Annotated in this window: 14 protein-coding genes; 8 read left to right on the top strand and 6 right to left on the bottom strand. The window is 70.5% G+C overall.

Features of this window, described 5'->3' with window-relative positions; genetic code table 11:
- Positions 1–35 precede the first annotated feature (35 nt).
- From SY2F82_RS33905 to SY2F82_RS33885, 5 genes are all read left to right on the top strand, one after another.
- On the top strand, positions 36–728 hold the full coding sequence (locus tag SY2F82_RS33905; RefSeq protein ID WP_200422915.1) for a type 1 glutamine amidotransferase domain-containing protein: 693 nt from the start codon (positions 36–38) through the stop codon (positions 726–728).
- Between the two features lie 235 nt (positions 729–963).
- Positions 964–2,061: a PP2C family protein-serine/threonine phosphatase gene (locus SY2F82_RS33900; RefSeq protein ID WP_236041946.1), complete on the top strand. Its 1,098-nt coding sequence runs from the start codon at positions 964–966 to the stop codon at positions 2,059–2,061.
- A 139-nt stretch (positions 2,062–2,200) separates the two neighbouring features.
- The gene (locus SY2F82_RS33895) at positions 2,201–3,034 is read left to right on the top strand and encodes a class I SAM-dependent methyltransferase (RefSeq protein ID WP_200422913.1); all 834 of its coding nucleotides are present in this window, start codon (positions 2,201–2,203) and stop codon (positions 3,032–3,034) included.
- 228 nt (positions 3,035–3,262) lie between these two features.
- Positions 3,263–5,530 carry a helix-turn-helix transcriptional regulator gene (locus SY2F82_RS33890; protein ID WP_200422912.1) on the top strand — a complete coding sequence of 756 codons (2,268 nt, stop codon included), beginning with the start codon at positions 3,263–3,265 and terminating at the stop codon, positions 5,528–5,530.
- Between the two features lie 15 nt (positions 5,531–5,545).
- The gene (locus tag SY2F82_RS33885) at positions 5,546–6,100 is read left to right on the top strand and encodes an XRE family transcriptional regulator (RefSeq protein WP_200422911.1); all 555 of its coding nucleotides are present in this window, start codon (positions 5,546–5,548) and stop codon (positions 6,098–6,100) included.
- A gap of 55 nt (positions 6,101–6,155) precedes the next feature.
- Here the strand turns inward: SY2F82_RS33885 and SY2F82_RS33880 are convergent, their stop codons facing one another.
- The 3 genes from SY2F82_RS33880 to SY2F82_RS33870 form a co-directional block, all read right to left on the bottom strand.
- Positions 6,156–7,079, bottom strand: a complete 924-nt coding sequence (locus SY2F82_RS33880; protein WP_200422910.1) for an RNA polymerase sigma-70 factor — start codon at positions 7,077–7,079, stop codon at positions 6,156–6,158.
- A gap of 89 nt (positions 7,080–7,168) precedes the next feature.
- Positions 7,169–7,642: a carboxymuconolactone decarboxylase family protein gene (locus tag SY2F82_RS33875; protein WP_200422909.1), complete on the bottom strand. Its 474-nt coding sequence runs from the start codon at positions 7,640–7,642 to the stop codon at positions 7,169–7,171.
- 140 nt (positions 7,643–7,782) lie between these two features.
- Positions 7,783–8,571 (bottom strand): TetR/AcrR family transcriptional regulator, encoded by a 789-nt coding sequence (locus SY2F82_RS33870; protein ID WP_200422908.1) that lies wholly within the window; start codon positions 8,569–8,571, stop codon positions 7,783–7,785.
- A gap of 83 nt (positions 8,572–8,654) precedes the next feature.
- Between SY2F82_RS33870 and SY2F82_RS33865 the strand changes: the two genes are divergently transcribed.
- Positions 8,655–9,044 carry a VOC family protein gene (locus tag SY2F82_RS33865; RefSeq protein WP_200422907.1) on the top strand — a complete coding sequence of 130 codons (390 nt, stop codon included), beginning with the start codon at positions 8,655–8,657 and terminating at the stop codon, positions 9,042–9,044.
- 1,175 nt (positions 9,045–10,219) lie between these two features.
- Complete coding sequence (locus tag SY2F82_RS33860; protein ID WP_236041945.1) at positions 10,220–10,768, top strand: carbonic anhydrase; 549 nt, start codon at positions 10,220–10,222, stop codon at positions 10,766–10,768.
- An 87-nt stretch (positions 10,769–10,855) separates the two neighbouring features.
- Here the strand turns inward: SY2F82_RS33860 and SY2F82_RS39975 are convergent, their stop codons facing one another.
- Together SY2F82_RS39975 and SY2F82_RS33850 are read right to left on the bottom strand one after the other, a co-directional pair.
- Positions 10,856–11,500, bottom strand: coding sequence for an RNA polymerase sigma factor (locus SY2F82_RS39975; protein WP_200422905.1), 645 nt, complete (start codon positions 11,498–11,500; stop codon positions 10,856–10,858).
- A 124-nt stretch (positions 11,501–11,624) separates the two neighbouring features.
- Entirely contained in the window at positions 11,625–12,308 is a 684-nt protein-coding gene (locus SY2F82_RS33850; protein ID WP_200422904.1) for a lytic transglycosylase domain-containing protein, read from the bottom strand.
- A 361-nt stretch (positions 12,309–12,669) separates the two neighbouring features.
- Here SY2F82_RS33850 and SY2F82_RS33845 point away from each other — a divergent pair, with 361 nt between their 5' ends.
- The gene (locus SY2F82_RS33845) at positions 12,670–13,476 is read left to right on the top strand and encodes an alpha/beta hydrolase (RefSeq protein ID WP_200422903.1); all 807 of its coding nucleotides are present in this window, start codon (positions 12,670–12,672) and stop codon (positions 13,474–13,476) included.
- Between the two features lie 94 nt (positions 13,477–13,570).
- Here SY2F82_RS33845 and SY2F82_RS33840 read toward each other — a convergent pair whose 3' ends face one another.
- On the bottom strand, positions 13,571–16,315 hold the full coding sequence (locus SY2F82_RS33840; protein ID WP_200422902.1) for a LuxR family transcriptional regulator: 2,745 nt from the start codon (positions 16,313–16,315) through the stop codon (positions 13,571–13,573).
- Positions 16,316–16,339 lie beyond the last annotated feature (24 nt).

Genomic DNA, 16,339 nt, shown 5'->3' with positions numbered 1-16,339 from the left:
GTCGCATCGGGCGAGGATGAGGAGGCGCTTCCGTAATGGCGAAGCTACTGTTCGTGATGACCGGATCCACGTACTGGACCCTCAAGGACGGCACCAGACATGCCACCGGTTACTGGGCCGAGGAGTTCGCGGCTCCCTACAAGGCGCTCACGGAAGCCGGCCACCAGGTCGTGGTGGCCACCCCCCACGGCGTCGTCCCGAACGTGGACATGATGAGCCTGCGCCCCGAGATGGCAGGCAGTGCGGAGACCGCCCTCGAACTGGAGGGCATCATCCGCTCCGCGGAGGAGCTGCGACGGCCGATCCAGCTGTCGGACGCCCGCCTGGAGGACTACGACGCCGTCTACTTCCCCGGCGGCCACGGTCCGATGGAGGATCTCTGGGCCGACGCCGACGCGGGCCGACTGCTGACCGCCGCGCTCGCCTCCGGCAAACCGCTCGCCGTCGTCTGCCATGCGCCGGCCGCGATGCTGGCCACCAGGGTGCACGGCGTTTCGCCCTTCGCCGGCTACCGGGTCACGGCCTTCACCAACGACGAGGAGAACGCCGTGGGACTGGGCCCCAGGGCTCGGTGGCTGCTGGAGGACGAGCTCAAAGAGCTGGGCGTCGATTTCACCCGCGGCGAGATCTGGAAGCCGTACACGGTGGTGGACCGCAACCTGTACACCGGGCAGAACCCCGCATCGGCCGCGGTTCTGGCGGAACGGCTGCTGAAGGCACTGACGTAGGCGTCACACGCCCCGCAAGGCCTCGTGCTGCCCACGTGCGCCCGGCCGGCCAGGAGCCGGCACCGGCAAGCCGGGCGACGATCGACCGGTCCGGCCGAGACACGGGCGCCGAGTGGAGCACGGGACTTCAGCGAGGCAGGCTGTAGCCATGCGGTCGCTGTTCGGCTCATCTGACCCGTCAGGAGCGGGCGGGCACAGCGGGGTCCTCCTCAGACTCGCGCAGTGTGTGCCGTTCATGATCATCATGCTCGCGCTGGGCATCGAGCTCTCGCCCGCACACGCCGTGGTCACCGGTCCCATCCTCGCCGCGATGCCGGCCCTGGCGTCGCTCACGATGGGGCCGAAAGGCACCCTCTCGGCAGCGGCGGGAGCTCTTGCCGTCACCGCGATCACGGCGACCCTCCACGACAGCTGGGCCGGCCAGGCCTACAGCAACCTCCTGTCGCTCTTCGTGGTGTCAGTGGCCAGCATCGTCATGAGCAACACCATGCGCATGCGCAGGCAGAGCGAGCTGGACCAGGTGCGCCGCGTCGCCATGGCGGCGCAACGGGTGGTCCTGCCACCCGTGCCCGCCAGGCTGGGTCCCGTCCAGATGGCCAGCATGTACCGCGCGGCAGAGACGGGGGCCCAGATCGGGGGAGATCTGTACGAGGCCGTGCAGACCCGGTACGGGGTCCGGATGATCGTGGGGGACGTCCGTGGCAAGGGACTGCCCGCCGTGCGGTTGGCCGCTGCGGTGCTGGGTGCCTTCCGGGAGGCCGCGCACTATGACACCGAACTGGTCGAGGTGATGAACCACTGCGCGGCCGCACTGGAACGCCAGAGCACCGGGAGAAACGCGATCGATCAAGGCTGCGAGGATGAGCGGGCCGAGGACTTCGTCACCGCCGTCGTCGCTCAGGTGTGCGACGACTGCACGGTCCAGGTGGTCAATCGTGGACATCCACCGCCGCTCATGCTGCGCAAGGGCAAGGTCGAGGCCCTGATGCCCACCTCGCCACTGCCGCCCCTGGGCCTGGAGGACTTCCTCACCGTCACGCCGGCCAAGGCGGAGAACTATCCGTTCGAGCCCGGTGACCGTCTGCTGCTGCACACCGACGGGGTGATCGAGGCGCGCAGCCCTGACGGGGTCTTCTTCCCCCTGCACGAGGCCATGGAGGCGGTGCACCCGTGCACTCCCTCGGAGTTCCTGGAACAGCTGCACGAGGGGTTGATCCGCCACACCGGGGGCCGCCTGGCGGACGATGCGGCGATGCTCCTCGTCGAACGGCTCGCGCAAGGAGGCGAACACGGAGGGGAAGTCATCGCCTCCTCCACGGACGGGCACGACTGACCAAGGAGTGCGCCTCATACGTCGCCGTCTGCGATCGACGGGGGCGCGGACGGGGGTTGCCTCGAGCCGCCGCCCGGCCGTTGCCGCGTCCCGCGCGGATTGCGTCCCACCCGACCCGAATTCATGCCATGGTGCCCGTATGACCGGCGAGGTGAGGTTCGAACCCGGCTTGTACCGCGGCACCGCGGCGTACTACGACCGGTTCCGGCTGCCCTACCCGGAGGCGATGATCAGCGACCTCCTCCGCCGGACAGCGCCGTCGGGGAGCGGACGCCTGCTCGACCTCGCATCCGGCACGGGCCAGCTCGCGTTCCCGTTGCGCGGCTGGTTCGCGGAAGTGTGGGCCGTGGACGCCGAACCCGGCATGACCGAGGTGGTCCGCGCCAAAGCGATCACCGCCGGGGCGCCCCATGTCCATGCCGTCACCTCAAGCGCCGAGGATCTGCATGCGGAGCCGGGCAGCTTCGAGCTGATCGTCATCGGCAACGCCTTCCACCGGCTGCACCGGGCCCTGGTCGCGGAGCGCTCCTACGGCTGGCTCGAGCCGGGCGGCTGTGTCGCCCTGTGCTGGTCGACCTCCCCATGGGCAGGCCCCGGAGACTGGCAGCGTGCGCTCGACGACGTGCTGCTCAAATGGCGTGATGCGCTCGGTGCGGCCGGCCGCGTCCCGCCCGGCTGGGACAGTGCACGGCAGCAGGACCCCGACCGCGACGTACTGTCCCGTGCCGGGTTCGAGTCCGCCGGGCGGCACGAGTTCTTCGCCGAGCACCACTGGACGACGGATGAGCTCGCCGGTCACATCCGGTCGACGTCGTTCCTGCCGCCTGCTGTACTCGCGGACCACGCCGCTGAGTTCGACGCCGACCTCACTGCCGAACTCAGCCGCTACACGGCAGGCGCCGGCCTCACCGAAAGAGTCGGCTTCGCCTACGAACTGGCGCGCAAACCAGCTCCCGCCAGGACGCACCCCTGAGGGGTCGGAGTCCGGCGGACGCCCGGCGCGGGACGTTCGGGCGAGCGCAACGGTCACCGTGGTGGGGGAGCGCGGCGCAAGACGCGTGGACTGCCGCCGGTCGCCGGCACCACGGCACACGACGACCGCCTCCGAGAGATCATTTCAGTCGTGCGTGCGCGAAATGTGCGCTGATCGTACGCGATCCGTACGTTCACCTGAGCTAGGGTAGGCGGCCGGAGGTCTTCCATGTCGGAGTTGTTCGAGGCGGTCGAGGCGTTGATCGCGTCCGCGTCGCCGCTGCCGCCGCCGGCGGAACGCAAGCGGCTGCGCCAGGCGCATGGGCTGACGCTGGACCAGATCGCCGGCGCGTTGAAGGTACGGCGCGCTACGGTGAGCGGCTGGGAGAACGGGAAGACCGAACCGAGGCCGCCCGAGCGCGAGGCCTACGCGCACCTGCTGAAGAAGCTCGCGGAGCTCTACCCCGCCCACTCCGGCGATCCCGCCAGGCCAGCCGCCACGCCGGCCGTCGAAACCTCGGCGACCGTGCCTGCGCCCTCGGAGGCGGCACCGGCAGAGGAACGGACTCCGTCCACCAGGCCGGCGCCGGACGCTGCGGCCCTGACGGCCCCCGAGAACCCCGCGCCGCCCCACAGCCCCGTAGCGGAGTTCCGTCCGGCGGCCACCACAAGGCCGTCGGTGACGCGGCCGGTTGGGAAGAAAGCCGCCTCGCAGAAGGCCGTCCCGCGGAAGGCCACTGCGACCGGGCCCACATCGAGCGAGGTCGATCCGCGATTCGAGAACGGGCCGCTCGCCGTCGTCGACGCCGACCGGGACGGCCAGGTCCTCGCGTACTGCGTCGGCGGCCTCGTTCTCGACGTGCCTGCCAAGTCGCTCCCCTCCCTGGTCGAGTGGACCCTGACCGAAGCCAGGCTCGGCGCCCCGCGCCTGAACGGCTCGGGGAAGGACGCGGACCCGCTGCTCGTGCTCACCGAGTCCGCCTGCGAGCGCTACGGGCTGCCGGGCCGGCTCGGCCAGGAGGAGCGCCTCGCGGGCCGGATCCCCGACTCCCACAAGGTCGTCAAGCAACTGCAGCGGGCCGACTGGCAGTTGACCAAGCGGGGGTTCGGGCCGTGGGCGCGGATCTACCGCCCGGCCGAGGGTGGCAGGCGCCAGTGCGTGCAGTTGTGCATCACGTCCTGGGACGCCCTCGACACACGCCACTGGGACGGCGCGGCGCAGCTTCCGCCGGCGGAGCTCGCCCGGCTCCTGGGCACCTATGCGCAGCGGGTGATGACCCCGCGCGGCTCCACCGCGGTGACGGGCCTTGAGCTGATGACGGCTCTGCACCCACCCACGAGGGCGAGCGATCCGGACGCCGACGGTCACCGTCACAGCGAGCACAACCCCGGCTCGCTGGGCAGCCGTCCGGTGGACTGCGCGCCGTGCGAGGCGCCGGACGGGCACCCCCTCCTCGCCGACCTGCCACGGTTCCACCAGCGGGGCCCGGCCGAGATGCTGTTGGAGGAGGCGTACGACTGGGCCCGGCCGCTCACGGATGACGAGTGCCTGAAGCGCTACGTGGTCGGCATCGACGTCAACCTCGCCTTCGGTGCGGCCGCCAACGGAGCGGTCGTCGGCCTCGCCTGCGAACCGGTCCACGTGGAGCACCCGACGTTCGACCCGAAACTGCCCGGCTCCTGGCTGGTCGACCTCTCCCATGTCGACCTGTCCCACGTGCTGGTCGCCAAGGAGTGGAAGCACCTCGACGGGGACCTGCTGCCCAGCCCGTTCACCCCCAGGGGCGACCGGCCGAAGGGACCGGCCTGGTACGCGACGCCGACCGTGGCCTATGCGGTCGAACTGGGCTACGACGTCGCACCCCTCGAGGCGTACGTCCGGCCCACGAGCGGCCGCTACCTGGACAGCTGGTACAAGCGGCTCCGCGACGCGTACGTGGCCACCATGGCCGACCTCGGCGTGCCGGAGGGGCTGACGCCGGAGGAGTTCCTGACGGCGATGGACGGCTACAAGCAGCGCGATGCCGAGATGGCAGTCGTCCTGTCCGCGATCAAGGCGACCGTCAAGGGCGGCATCGGCAAACTGAGGGAGCGACCGCGCGGCGGCGGATGGCGCCCCGGCCGGCCGTGGCCGGCACTGTCCCGGCCGACATGGCGCCCCGACATCCGCGCCGCCGTCATCTCCCGGGCCCGTGTCAACATGCACCGAAAGATGCTCGCCCTCGCCGCGGCCACCGGCCGGTACCCCGTGGCGATCCTGTCGGACTGCGCCGTCTACGCCGCCGACGGACCGAGCCCGCTGGACGTCCTGCCCCACCAGGGCGGCAAGACCGTGCCCGGCAGTTTCCGGCTCGGCGTCCTGCCGGGGATGGTCAAGCACGAGGGCACCCAGACCACCCTGTGGGCCGAAGAGGTGCGCGAGAGGCACGGCCAGGACCTCAACCTCGCCCGGTACATCAAGGACGGACACATCACCGCCACCGACGGCGGAGAGTGAGAAAGGGGCTGACCGATGGACACGGTCGGGGACGGCCTCGAAGAGGTCCTGCAGAAGGCGTTCACCCGCCCGATCCCCCAGGGCGCCGGCGCCCGGATGCGGTACCTCGTCAAGCAGCTCAAGGGCACCAGGGCAGTGGCCGAGCTGCTCGGCATCACCCAGCGCACCGTCGAACGCTATGTCAAGGACCAGCTCAGGAAGCCCAGACCGGAGCTCGCCGAGCGGCTCGAGCGCGAAGTCCGCCGGCGCTGGCAGCCGCAGGTCCGCGCCCGGGCCAAGAAACAGGCGGCCAGCAGGACCGGCATCGTCATCGACACCCGCGCCCGCTTCGGCTACACCGCCGCCCCGGGCACGACCGACGACCCGCGGCAGCGTCACCTGACGGTGGCACTGCCCCCCGAGTTCGCGGCCCGTCTCTTCGACGCGCAGGAACAGGGGGCCACCGAGCAGCAGTTGCGCGACATCGCAGCCGAGGGCCTGGGTGAGATCTACTTCCGTGACCGCGGCCGTCGCGCCCAGGGCCTGGAGGTGCAGTTCACCGACGTGGAGCACGTGGAGTTCGACCTGTAGGCGCACTCCGACGACGGCGCCCTGCTGGTGCCTGGGCCCGGCACCACAGTCGGAGTCAGTGGGACTGCCTACGGGCCTGCTTCACCTCCCGGTCGATGGCCCAGGCATCGGCGACCGGCCCGAGGTGGCCGAGCTTGTCGGGATTGATCACCACGCGGATGGCCTGAATCTGCCCGCCGAGCACCTCGAGGACCAAGGTGTGCAGGATCCTGCCGTCGCGGTCGCGGAAGATCGCACCGGGCTGGCCGTTGATCTCGTGCGGTTCGAACGTCACGGCGATCCGGGTCAGCCGGGGGAAGACGCTGCCCAGCACCCGGGCCACGTTGTCCGCGCCGACGACGGCCTTGGCCAGTTGCGGGGCCTTGCCGCCGCCGTCCCCCTCCAACTGCACGTCGGCGGCCAGCAGATTCCGCAGCCCGCCCACATCGCCGTGCTTCAGGGCGTCGAAGAACCGCGTCGCCAGCTCCTGCCGCTCCTGACGGTCCGCTGCGAACCGCGGCCGCCCGGCCTCCATGTGCCGCCGCGCCCGCACCAGGAGCTGCCGGCAGGCCGCCTCCGAACGTCCCACCGCCGCGGCGATCTCGTCGAACCCGAAGGCGAACACCTCACGCAGCAAGAAGACGGCCCGCTCCAACGGGCTGAGCCGCTCCAGCAACAGAAGCGCCGCCATGGACACCGAGTCGGCCAGTTCGACCGAGCGCGCCGGGTCCTGATAAGGATCGCTCAACAGCGGCTCCGGAAACCACGGTCCGACGTACTCCTCGCGTCGCACCCGCGCAGAACGCAGCACATCAATCGAGATCCGTGTCACCGCGGCCGAGAGAAAAGCCCTGGTCGACGTGGGCCGGGTCACCGAGGCGTCGAAGCGCAGCCACGTCTCCTGCACCGCATCCTCCGCCTCACTCACGCTGCCCAGAATCCGGTAGGCGATCGAGAACAGCAGCGGGCGCAGCTCCTCGAAGTCCTCGACCTTTCCCACGCCGACCCCTTCCCCCGCATCCCCGCCCACCCGGCCGAACTGGTGGGCACAGGCGGCTTCTTCCGTACTCTCCTCCGTACCCGTGACGTTCAGTGGAACTGTCCGGGTTCGTAGTTGCCGGCCGGCTGCCGGGTGACGACGTTCAGCCGGTTCACCATGTTCATGAAGGAGACCAGGACCACCAGGGCGGTCAGCTGCTCCTCGTCGTAGTGCTTGGCGGCACGCGCCCACACCTCGTCGGTGACCCCGACGGCCGCATCCGCGATGCGGGTGGCCTGCTCTGCCAGCTCCAGTGCGGCACGCTCGGCCTCGCTGAAGACCGTGGCCTCCCGCCAGGCCGCCACCAGGTTCAGCCGCACCGGGGCCTCGCCGGCAGCAGCGGCCTCCTTGGTGTGCATGTCGATGCAGACGGCGCAGCCATTGATCTGGCTCACGCGCAGGGCGACGAGCTCCTGCGTCGCAGCCGGCAGCCGCGAGTCCTTGATCGTCTTGCCTGCCGTCATGAGGTGCTTGAGGGCCTTGCCGGCGGTCGGGTCGGCGAGGTAGTTCAGTCGCGCGTCCATGCTGTGCTCCTCCGTGGTCGTCGGTGGCTACACCCCTGAGACGGGGTAGCCGGACTCCCTGTGACATGGACGGATGTGACCTGCGTCTCCCCGCCACCCTCCAGGGCGGGGCGCGCTGACCCGGCACCGGCTTGACGTCGTTACGTCGAGGTGGGTGCGCTCGTGTCGCGGCACTCGTCGATGAGGGCGGCGAAGGCGTCGAGAGTACGTCGCAGTCCGAAGGCGTAGGCGTGGTCGGGGTCGTAGGCGGTGCCGTGTGCCGTGCCTGCCGCCGTGCCGACGCGGACGGCGGTGGGGTAGGTGTCCGGGTCGAGGACCCGGGCCAGGAGCGGGGCGTTGACCTGCCACCACTGTTCGTCGTTCATCGCACTGTCGTGCTGGGCGGCCCGGGCGTCGGCGGCGGCGCGGGCGCATGCCTGGACGAAGGTGAGCAGGTAGGTGAGGCAGTCGTCCATGTGGATGTCGCTCAGGCCGAGGCCTTCGAACGCGGCCAGCTCGTGCTCGTACTTCTGCATCAGTCCCGGTCCCAGCGGGGGCCTGGAGGTGGAGACGGCCGCGGCCCAGGGGTGGCGTTCGAAGAGTGCCTTGTTCTCGTCGGCGATGGCGGTGACGCGTCGGCGCCAGGGCTGTCCGGCTGTGTCCGTGCGGGGCATGCGGGCGTAGGCGGCGTCGAGCATGAGGTCGAGCAGCTCGGCCTTGCCGGGGACGTAGGTGTAGAGCGTCATCGGCACCACGCCGAGTTCCTGGGCGACGCGGCGCATGGTCACCGCGTCGAGGCCTTCGGCGTCGGCGATGGCGGTGGCCGCCTCGACCACCGCGTCGATGCTCAGCCCGCGCCGTGGCCCGCGGCCGCGGTCGGGGGCGGCCTCACGCCACAGCAGCTGCAGGGTGCGGGCCGGGTCGCCGGCGCTGGTTCGGTCGGTAGGCACGAGCCCAATCTTCTCGCATCCCATCTCTGTACGATGTACATTGTACGTCGTACAGAGAATGAGCCGACATCAGAGGAGCCCCCGTGAAGGTCACTTCCAGTGCCGTGTCACTCAACGTCGACGATGTCCAGGCCTCCAGTGCCTTCCTCCGCACGCACTTCGGGTTCCGTGAGGAGATGGCCGCCGACGGGTTCGCGTCCCTGACGCGCGACGACGTCGGGATGAACGTCGTCTTCCTGCGGCGGGGGCTTCGGACGCTCCCGGCGGACCAGCGCGACGAGCACGCGGCCGGACTCATCCTCGCCTTCGTCGTCGACGACCTCGAGGGCGAGCTGGCGCGCCTGCACGCCGAAGGCGTCACGATCACCATGCCGCTGACCGAGGAAGAGTGGGGCGAGCGCGCTTTCCAGGTACGGGGCCCCAACGGCGTGATCGTCCAGTTGGTCGACTGGAACGCCACCACCGGCCATTGAGACGGCGGGTGACCGACCGTCACAGGGCCCGCATTGCGGCGACGCCGCCCTCGGCGCCTGGGCCGGAGGCCTGGCGATCACGGCGGGCCTCGGCTGCACCGCACCGTTCTACGTCGGCGCCGCCATCGACCTGACTTCCGTCATCGCCACGGTCATCGCCGTCAACCGAGCCAGATCGATTCCAGGCACGACACTGGCGGCACTGAGCGACAAGATGACCGCAGCCGAACGCCCGGCTCGTGACCGCGGTGCGTTGTGGCCGACCTGCGTCGCCGCCGGACCTTGTAGCCCTCGCGGCCGAAGGCCGCAGGCGGAGTGCCGGCCGCCCGTGCGGCGCCGGCCGCCCGCCGCCCCTCCCGCGTCGCCAGGCGACACGGTCTTCTTCTGTTCGAACGCATAAGCGAGCGCCCGAGAGGTCTTCCGTTTCAGCGAGCGGAGGCGTATGTTCCGGTTACCCCGCGACGGCGCCTCTCGAAGCGCCGGCCCGCCGGTCCCGGGACGGCGGGCCACGCGGGGGCCAAGTGCCTGGTGTCTTCATCGGGCGCCGCTGTGGCGCCCACCACCGGCAGCCGCCGCGCATGCGGGCGTCTGCCGGCGTCAGCGGTCAGGAGGCAGTGCGTCATTCGGAAGCGGGCTTGGCCGACGCTGATCCGAGGGCCTTGCCGACCGCTCCGACGACAATACGTCGAGCCTCCGCCGCGCAGGTGCGCTTCCGGCCGGCCATGGCGGCGAGGCGGCCTTCGCCGACACCCCCGCGTGCTTCTGCGGGTGTTCGTCCCGTTCGAAGGACGACCTCCAGTCCCCACACCCCTCGCCGCCGCAATCGACCGTGACCGGGAGCCGGCCATCGCCGGTCTCACCCGTGGGCCGTCGGGGGCAAAGCAGTCCCCGCCCACGCGTGCCTGCCGCCAGGCCACCCTCACCACGCTGAACAATCGGCCTGGTCATCAGGCAGGCACGGGTTCCAGTGGCACAGAGGGGAACGACCGATGGGCACAGCAGGGCGTCCGAACCGTAGAGCTGTGCTCACCGGCTCACTCGTGGGCGCCACGGTCGCGCTTGCGGGGTGTTCGTCGACGAGCGCCGGCACGGCGGGGAGCAGTGCTTCGCCCGGAGCGCGGCCGACCACGCCCGCCACCGCGTTCGCGAGGCTGATGGATGGCAACGGACGCTGGGTGAGCGGAAACCTTCAGCATCCCGACCGGGATCCGGACCGGCGCCAGTTCGTGGCTCAGGAACAGGAGCCCTTCGGGGCGGTTCTGTCGTGCATCGACTCCCGAGTGCCACCTGAACTTCTCTTCGACACCGGGCTGGGTGATCTCTACGTGATGCGCACGGGCGGACAGGCGGCCGACCCGGTGGTCACCGGTTCTGTCGAGTACGGACCCATGACGAGTGGCACGCCGCTCATCGTCGTCCTCGGTCATCAACGCTGCGGTGCCGTCAAAGCGGCGTATCAGTCCATGCGTGACGGCAAACCTCTGCCCGGCAACCTCCAGGCGGTCGTCAAAGCTCTGCGGCCGGCGTACGAGCAGGCGGTGAGGGAGGGCGGTGCCGACCCGGTCGAGACGATGGCACGAGCCCAGGTCAGGTTGACCGCTACCGCCCTTCGCTCCAACCAGGACCTCGCCCCGCTGGTGCGCAAGGGCTCCCTGGCGGTCGTCGGTGCCTACTACTCACTCGACACCGGCAAGGTGCAAGTCCTGACCGGCGCGCCTTCCTGAACCGGCGCGGAGAAGACGGACGGGCATCGCCAAGAGATGACCGGCCTCCAGCACGGTCTTCCGCAGCGGCGACAACGGTGATCAGGGTCACGGTGTGGAAGTCGACGCGGTGGCCGCGCAGCAGGCTGCCGTCGGCCATGCGGCCGCAGGCCGGCCAGGTCGGTGATCTCGAAGCCGGAGACAGGGGCGGTCGGCGTGTTGAAACCCGTCAACCGGGCGGACAACATCTCGGGCGTCGCCACGGGTGCCCGCCCGGAACGGCCCGGACCGGCACCCGTGACAACCGCCGCGCCACCTAGACGGCGCCGTCCCGCTCGGCGCGGGTCCCGAGGACGAAGTCGCGGACCGCGCCGGCGAACAGTTCGGGCTCCTCGATGTGCTGACCTGCTCGGGCGTGCCGCCGTCCGGCGGCAGCGGAACCTCCGCCACCGGTTCGACGCGCCGGGAGGCGCGCAGCAGAGTACGGCAGCTGTTGCGGACGACCATGCGCAGCCACGGTCCCACCGCCTCGAGATCGCGGATGTCCACGATCCGCCGCAGCGCCACCAGCGCCGCGTCCTGCATGACGTCGTCCACGTCCGCGCCCGGCTCGAGCAGGCTGACCGCCACCGCGCGCATCCCGGGCCGGTGCCGCTCCAGCAGCTGGGCCAGCGCGGACACATCGCCCGCCTGCGCGGCCCGCGTCAGGACCGCGTCCTGAACCGGACCGGCGTCCTGCGGCATTCCGTTCATACTTCGTCCCTCGGGCCCCGAAACACATGTTTTCTGTCGACTCTATGCCCCTACTCCAAGTGTGTCCGCGCGAGCGGGACATGCGCGGACTCGACCGCGGGTCGCCGATCCGGCCCGAAGGATCTCAGTACCAGTGGTTGGCCTGCCAGAACGACCAGGCCTTGCAGGGGCTGCCGTAGCTGGTGTTCATGTAGTTCAGGCCCCACTTGATCTGGGTGGCCGGGTTGGTCTGCCAGTCGGCGCCGGCCGAGGCGTACTTGCCGGCGGGCAGGGCCTGGAAGAGACCGTAGGCACCGGAGGAGGCGTTGACCGCGTGGTAGTTCCAGCCGGACTCGTGGTCCACGATGTTGCTGAAGCACTGGAACTGGTCCGCGGCGACCATGTGACTCGCCATGGCCTGGATCTGCGCGACCGTGTAGCTGCTCTGGCCCGGGAAGCTGGAGGAGTCGCGGGCGCTGTCGCGGTTGGCCGCGGCCTTCGCCTCGGCGCGCTCCTTGGCCTCCTGGGCCGCCGCCTTCTTCGCGACCGCGGTCTGGGCGGCCGCCTTGCGGGCCGCCTCCTCGGCGCCCTTCTTGGCGCTCGCGTCCGCGGCGACGGCCTGGGCGTCGGCCTGCTGCGTCAGCGACGCGGACTGCACCTGCGCCTGCCGGCCCGCGGGTATGTCCGCGAGGAGCGTCGCGTCGGCCGATGTCGCCTCGGCGTCGTTCGACGGCTGGGTGTCGGCCGAGGCGACTCCGACAACGCTTCCGACAGCGGTGACCGCCGTGGCCGAGGCCACTGCGACTCCCCGGACCGATATCCGACTCACGCGCTTCCCTTCCGGTACGTCCGTGACGTCATGACGTGACGGTGTGAGGGTATCTCCCTTGCCGGTTCCGGCAGTTGGAACACTCTGCCGTGCCGGAGCGGTCGGCGCAATCGTGAAGGGGAGATGAGGGAGTTGTTCACATTTGCCGTCCATCGGCACACACAGCCACACACATAGCGCCGATGTGAATTCTTTCCTCGCTTCGACCAGGCCCGGGCAGTAGGGCCCGCTGCGGCCCCGTGTGCTGAGGGCGGCCGACATTAAGTCATTCGACTGTCGTCCCTGGCCCGTGCCTCGACGATTCTGGAACAGTCGCCCGCGTGCCGGTGCCGGGTGGTCGTCATGCTCGGAGGAGCCAGTCGTGAACCGTACTCCCGTCGTCTTCATCCATGGCGCATGGGTCCATGCGCTTTCCTGGGAGTCGTGGGCGGAGCGCTTCGCCAGCCGGGGGTTCCTCGTCTTCACACCGGGATGGCCGGGGGAGGCCGCCATCGCCCGGGAGGTGCGCAAGTCGCCCGAGACGCTCGGCGGCATCGGACTGGACGCGCTGACGGACCACTACGCCGACATCGTGCGGTCGTTCGACGTTTCGCCGGTCATCGTCGGCCATTCGGTCGGTGGGCTCATCGCGCAGCATCTCATCGGCGCCAATGTGGGCCGGGCAGCGGTGGCGATCGCACCCGCCCCGATCGACGGCGTCGGGCTGCCCGCCTCCTGGAACCGCCTGTGGACCCCCGACCAGGCGGACACCGCCGACCGGCTGGTGTCCCTGTCCCCGGAGCAGTTCCACCAGTTCTTCGCCAACACCGTCGCAGCGGAGGAATCCGACCGGCTCTTCGAGCGCTATGTGGTGCCGGCACCGCGCCGCCTGCTCACCGACCTCGCATGCGCCGATGCGGACCGCAGCCCGCGCGCCGTGGCGGACATCGCCAACGTGCGTCGTGGCCCGCTCCTGCTGATCTCCGGGCAGGAGGACCGACTGGTGCCGGACTCCGTCACGCGCGCGGTCTACAAGCAGTACGGCGACTCCACGGCCGTGACCGACCTGAAGCAGTTCGCTGACCGCGCCCACTCGCTGGTCATCGACAACGGATGGCGCTTCGTCGCCGACTATGTGCTCGGCTGGCTCGACGAACGCGGAATCCGCGGCCATCCCGCGGAGGGCTGAACACACCGTCGCCTGCGGACAGACCCTGTCGTCCCGGGCCGTCGGCCACCACTGCGTTCACAGCTATGGGTCACACGTTCCGGTCATGCTCCGGTCACACGTTCTGCTCGCCGGGAATCTTGCCCAGTGCGTCGCGCAGCGCGGCGCGGGAGGTGATGCCGAGTTTGGGGAAGACACGGTAGAGGTGGGAGCTGACCGTGCGGGGCGACAGGTGCATGCGTTCGCCGATCTCCTTGTTGGTCAGGCCGCCGGCGGCGAGATCCGCGATCCGGCGTTCCTGCCAGGTCAGCGCCGCGAGGTGGGCGGAGGAGGCGACGGTGGCCGCCCCGGTGGCACGGAGCTCGGCCCGGGCGCGTTCGGTCCAGGTGGGCGCGCCGAGCCGTTCGAACGTCTCCGTGGCCAGGGTCAGGGACGGCCGTGCGGCCTTGCGTCCTTGGGTGTGGCGCAGGCGGATGCCGTGGGCGAGGCGGATGCGGGCGTGTTCGAAGGGGAAGACGGCGGCGGCCGGGTGGGTTTCGGCGCGGTCGTACATGGCGTCGGCTTCGGCGGGATCGGTGGCGGTCATGGCGAGGGCGCCGTAGGTGATCATGGCAAGCCGGGGGGAGATCTCGGGGAGGCCGGCTTCTTGCGCGGCGAGGGCGTGGGCGCGGGCTTGCTCGGCGCGGCCGGTGTGCAGGGCTGCTTCGACGAGGTCGAGGAGGGTGCGGGAGGCCTGATGGGCGTAGGGGGTGAAGGTGCCTGGGGGTGTGATGCCGATGGCGTGGAGGTAGGCGGCTTCGTAGTCGCCTTCGCTGAGGGCGGCGGTGGTGCCGATGGCGTCGGCGATCTGGGTGAGGAAGCCGACGCCACGGGGACGGGCCCAGGCATCGACGACGGCCTGGAGTTCGCGGGCGCGCTCCACCTGACCGCGCATCGCGGCCAGCAACCCCAGATACGCACGCGTGTGATGAGCGAACAGCGCATTCCGATGAGACGTGGTCAGTTCCAGGCAGCGTTGTCCTGTGCGCTCGGCCTCGTCCCACTCACCGACCGCCATCTGGTCGAGCATGATCAGGTGCAGCATGGTCATGCCGACCGACGCAGCTCCCGTCTCGACCTCGCGGTCCACGGTGCGCTGTAGGTGGGGCCGGTACTGGCTGAGAGTGTCCACGTGGTAGGCGGTGGTGCACAGGCGGGTGACGTCCCACGGTTCGAAGTCGCGGAGGCCGGCGAAGGCGCGCTCCACCTGCTCACCCACACCGGCGCCGCGCCGCACCACGTCGCCCCAGGCGTCCTGGTACATGCGTGACGTGGCCGGCAGGAGGTCGCCCAGGGAGCCGAAAAGCTCGTGAGTCCGTACCCACGATGTCTCGTCGCTCGCGTACTGGTTGATGGCCAGAAGCAGGTTGGCCAGTCGTGTGAGCATCTCGTCCGGCTCCCGTACGCCGCCGGCCCGCATGCTCTCGATCGCAGCCAGCACCTGACGCTGCGAGGACCGTACGTCCCCGTCCTCGTACAGCGCGACGTAGGCCGATGCGACCACCGACGCCGGGGAGTTCCCCTGCCCGAATGCGGTGTCGGAGCCGACCAACCGCTGGGCCCGGTCCAGCTGGCCGGCGTGCCCCGCGATGAACGCCGCGCTGCCGAGCCGCCTGGACCGCTCCTCGTGGCTCTCACTCAGCTCCGCGGCACGGGTCAGCCAGGCCACGGCGGCAACGGCGCCGCCGCGCCGGGTGGCGGAGTCCGCGGCTGCTTCCAGTACGGCCGCGACCTGCTCGTCGGGGTCGACCGTCGAGGCCGCCAGGTGCATGGCGCGCCGTTCCAGGTCCTCGCGGTGTACTTGGGCGAGGACGGCGTGGGCCGCGCGCCGCTCGTTGGGTGTCGCCATCTGGACGACCGTCGACCGCACCAGGGGATGCCGGAAGACGAAGTTCCCGTTGAGCGGATCGATGCCCAGCAAGCCGCAGGCCACGGCCTCGTCGGCGTCCATCATGCGGTAGCGCGTGCCCCCCGGGCGGCCGGCCGCGGTGCCGGCCCCGACGCCGTCCAGGGCGCCGCGCAGCAACTCCGCGCGCACGCCGTCGTCGAGGGTCTCGATGCGTGCACCGTACACGTGCTGGAGCCGCTGCGGCAGCGGGATGCCGGTGTACCCGGGCAATTGCTCCGGATCGCGTCCCGCCCGGCCGCCCCGCACATGGGGCGGCAGTTCCAGCAGGGCCAGCGGATTTCCCTGGGCCTCGTCCAGCACCAGACGGCGGATCTGAGGGTCCAGCCCTGGATAGCGCATGTCCAGGAGCTGTTCGGAGGCCTTCTCCGACAGCGTGGTCACGGGCAGTTCGGGCAGGGCGGCGGTGTCGAAACCCGAGCGCACGGCGGCGCGCAGACCGACTATCAGCTTCACCGAGCTGCCGGTGAGCCGGCGTCCCACGAAGCCGCAGACCTCGGTGCTTGAGGCGTCGAGCCACTGACCGTCGTCCAGCACGAGCAGGATGGGTTTCTGCGACGCCGCGAGCGACAGCAGGTCGAGGACGGCGATGCCGAGGGTCATGACCGACGGGGCAGTCCCCTCGCTCCTGGCGAACACCACGTCGAAGACCCTGCGGTGCACCTCGTCCAGCCGGTCCAGGTAGGACAGCAGCGGATACAGGAACTGGTGCAGACCCGCGAACGGCAGCTCCGACTCGGCCTCGACCCCGGCCGCCCGGATCACCCTGTGCTGCTCACCCGTTGCCAGTTCGGCCACATGGTCCAGCAGAGCACTCTTGCCCACACCCGTGTCACCCCGTAGGACGAGAGCCCGGCCCCCGGAGGCCGCCACGAACGCCGACAGCGTTTCCTGCTCCCTTTCGCGGCCGACCATGATCGACTCCACCGTCCCCCACTC

The sequence above is a fragment of the Streptomyces sp. Y2F8-2 genome (genome assembly GCF_014905555.1).
GTDB classification, from domain to species: domain Bacteria; phylum Actinomycetota; class Actinomycetes; order Streptomycetales; family Streptomycetaceae; genus Streptomyces; species Streptomyces cynarae.
Note: the sequence above shows the minus strand (reverse complement) of the source record. Positions and strands in the feature narration are given on the sequence as shown.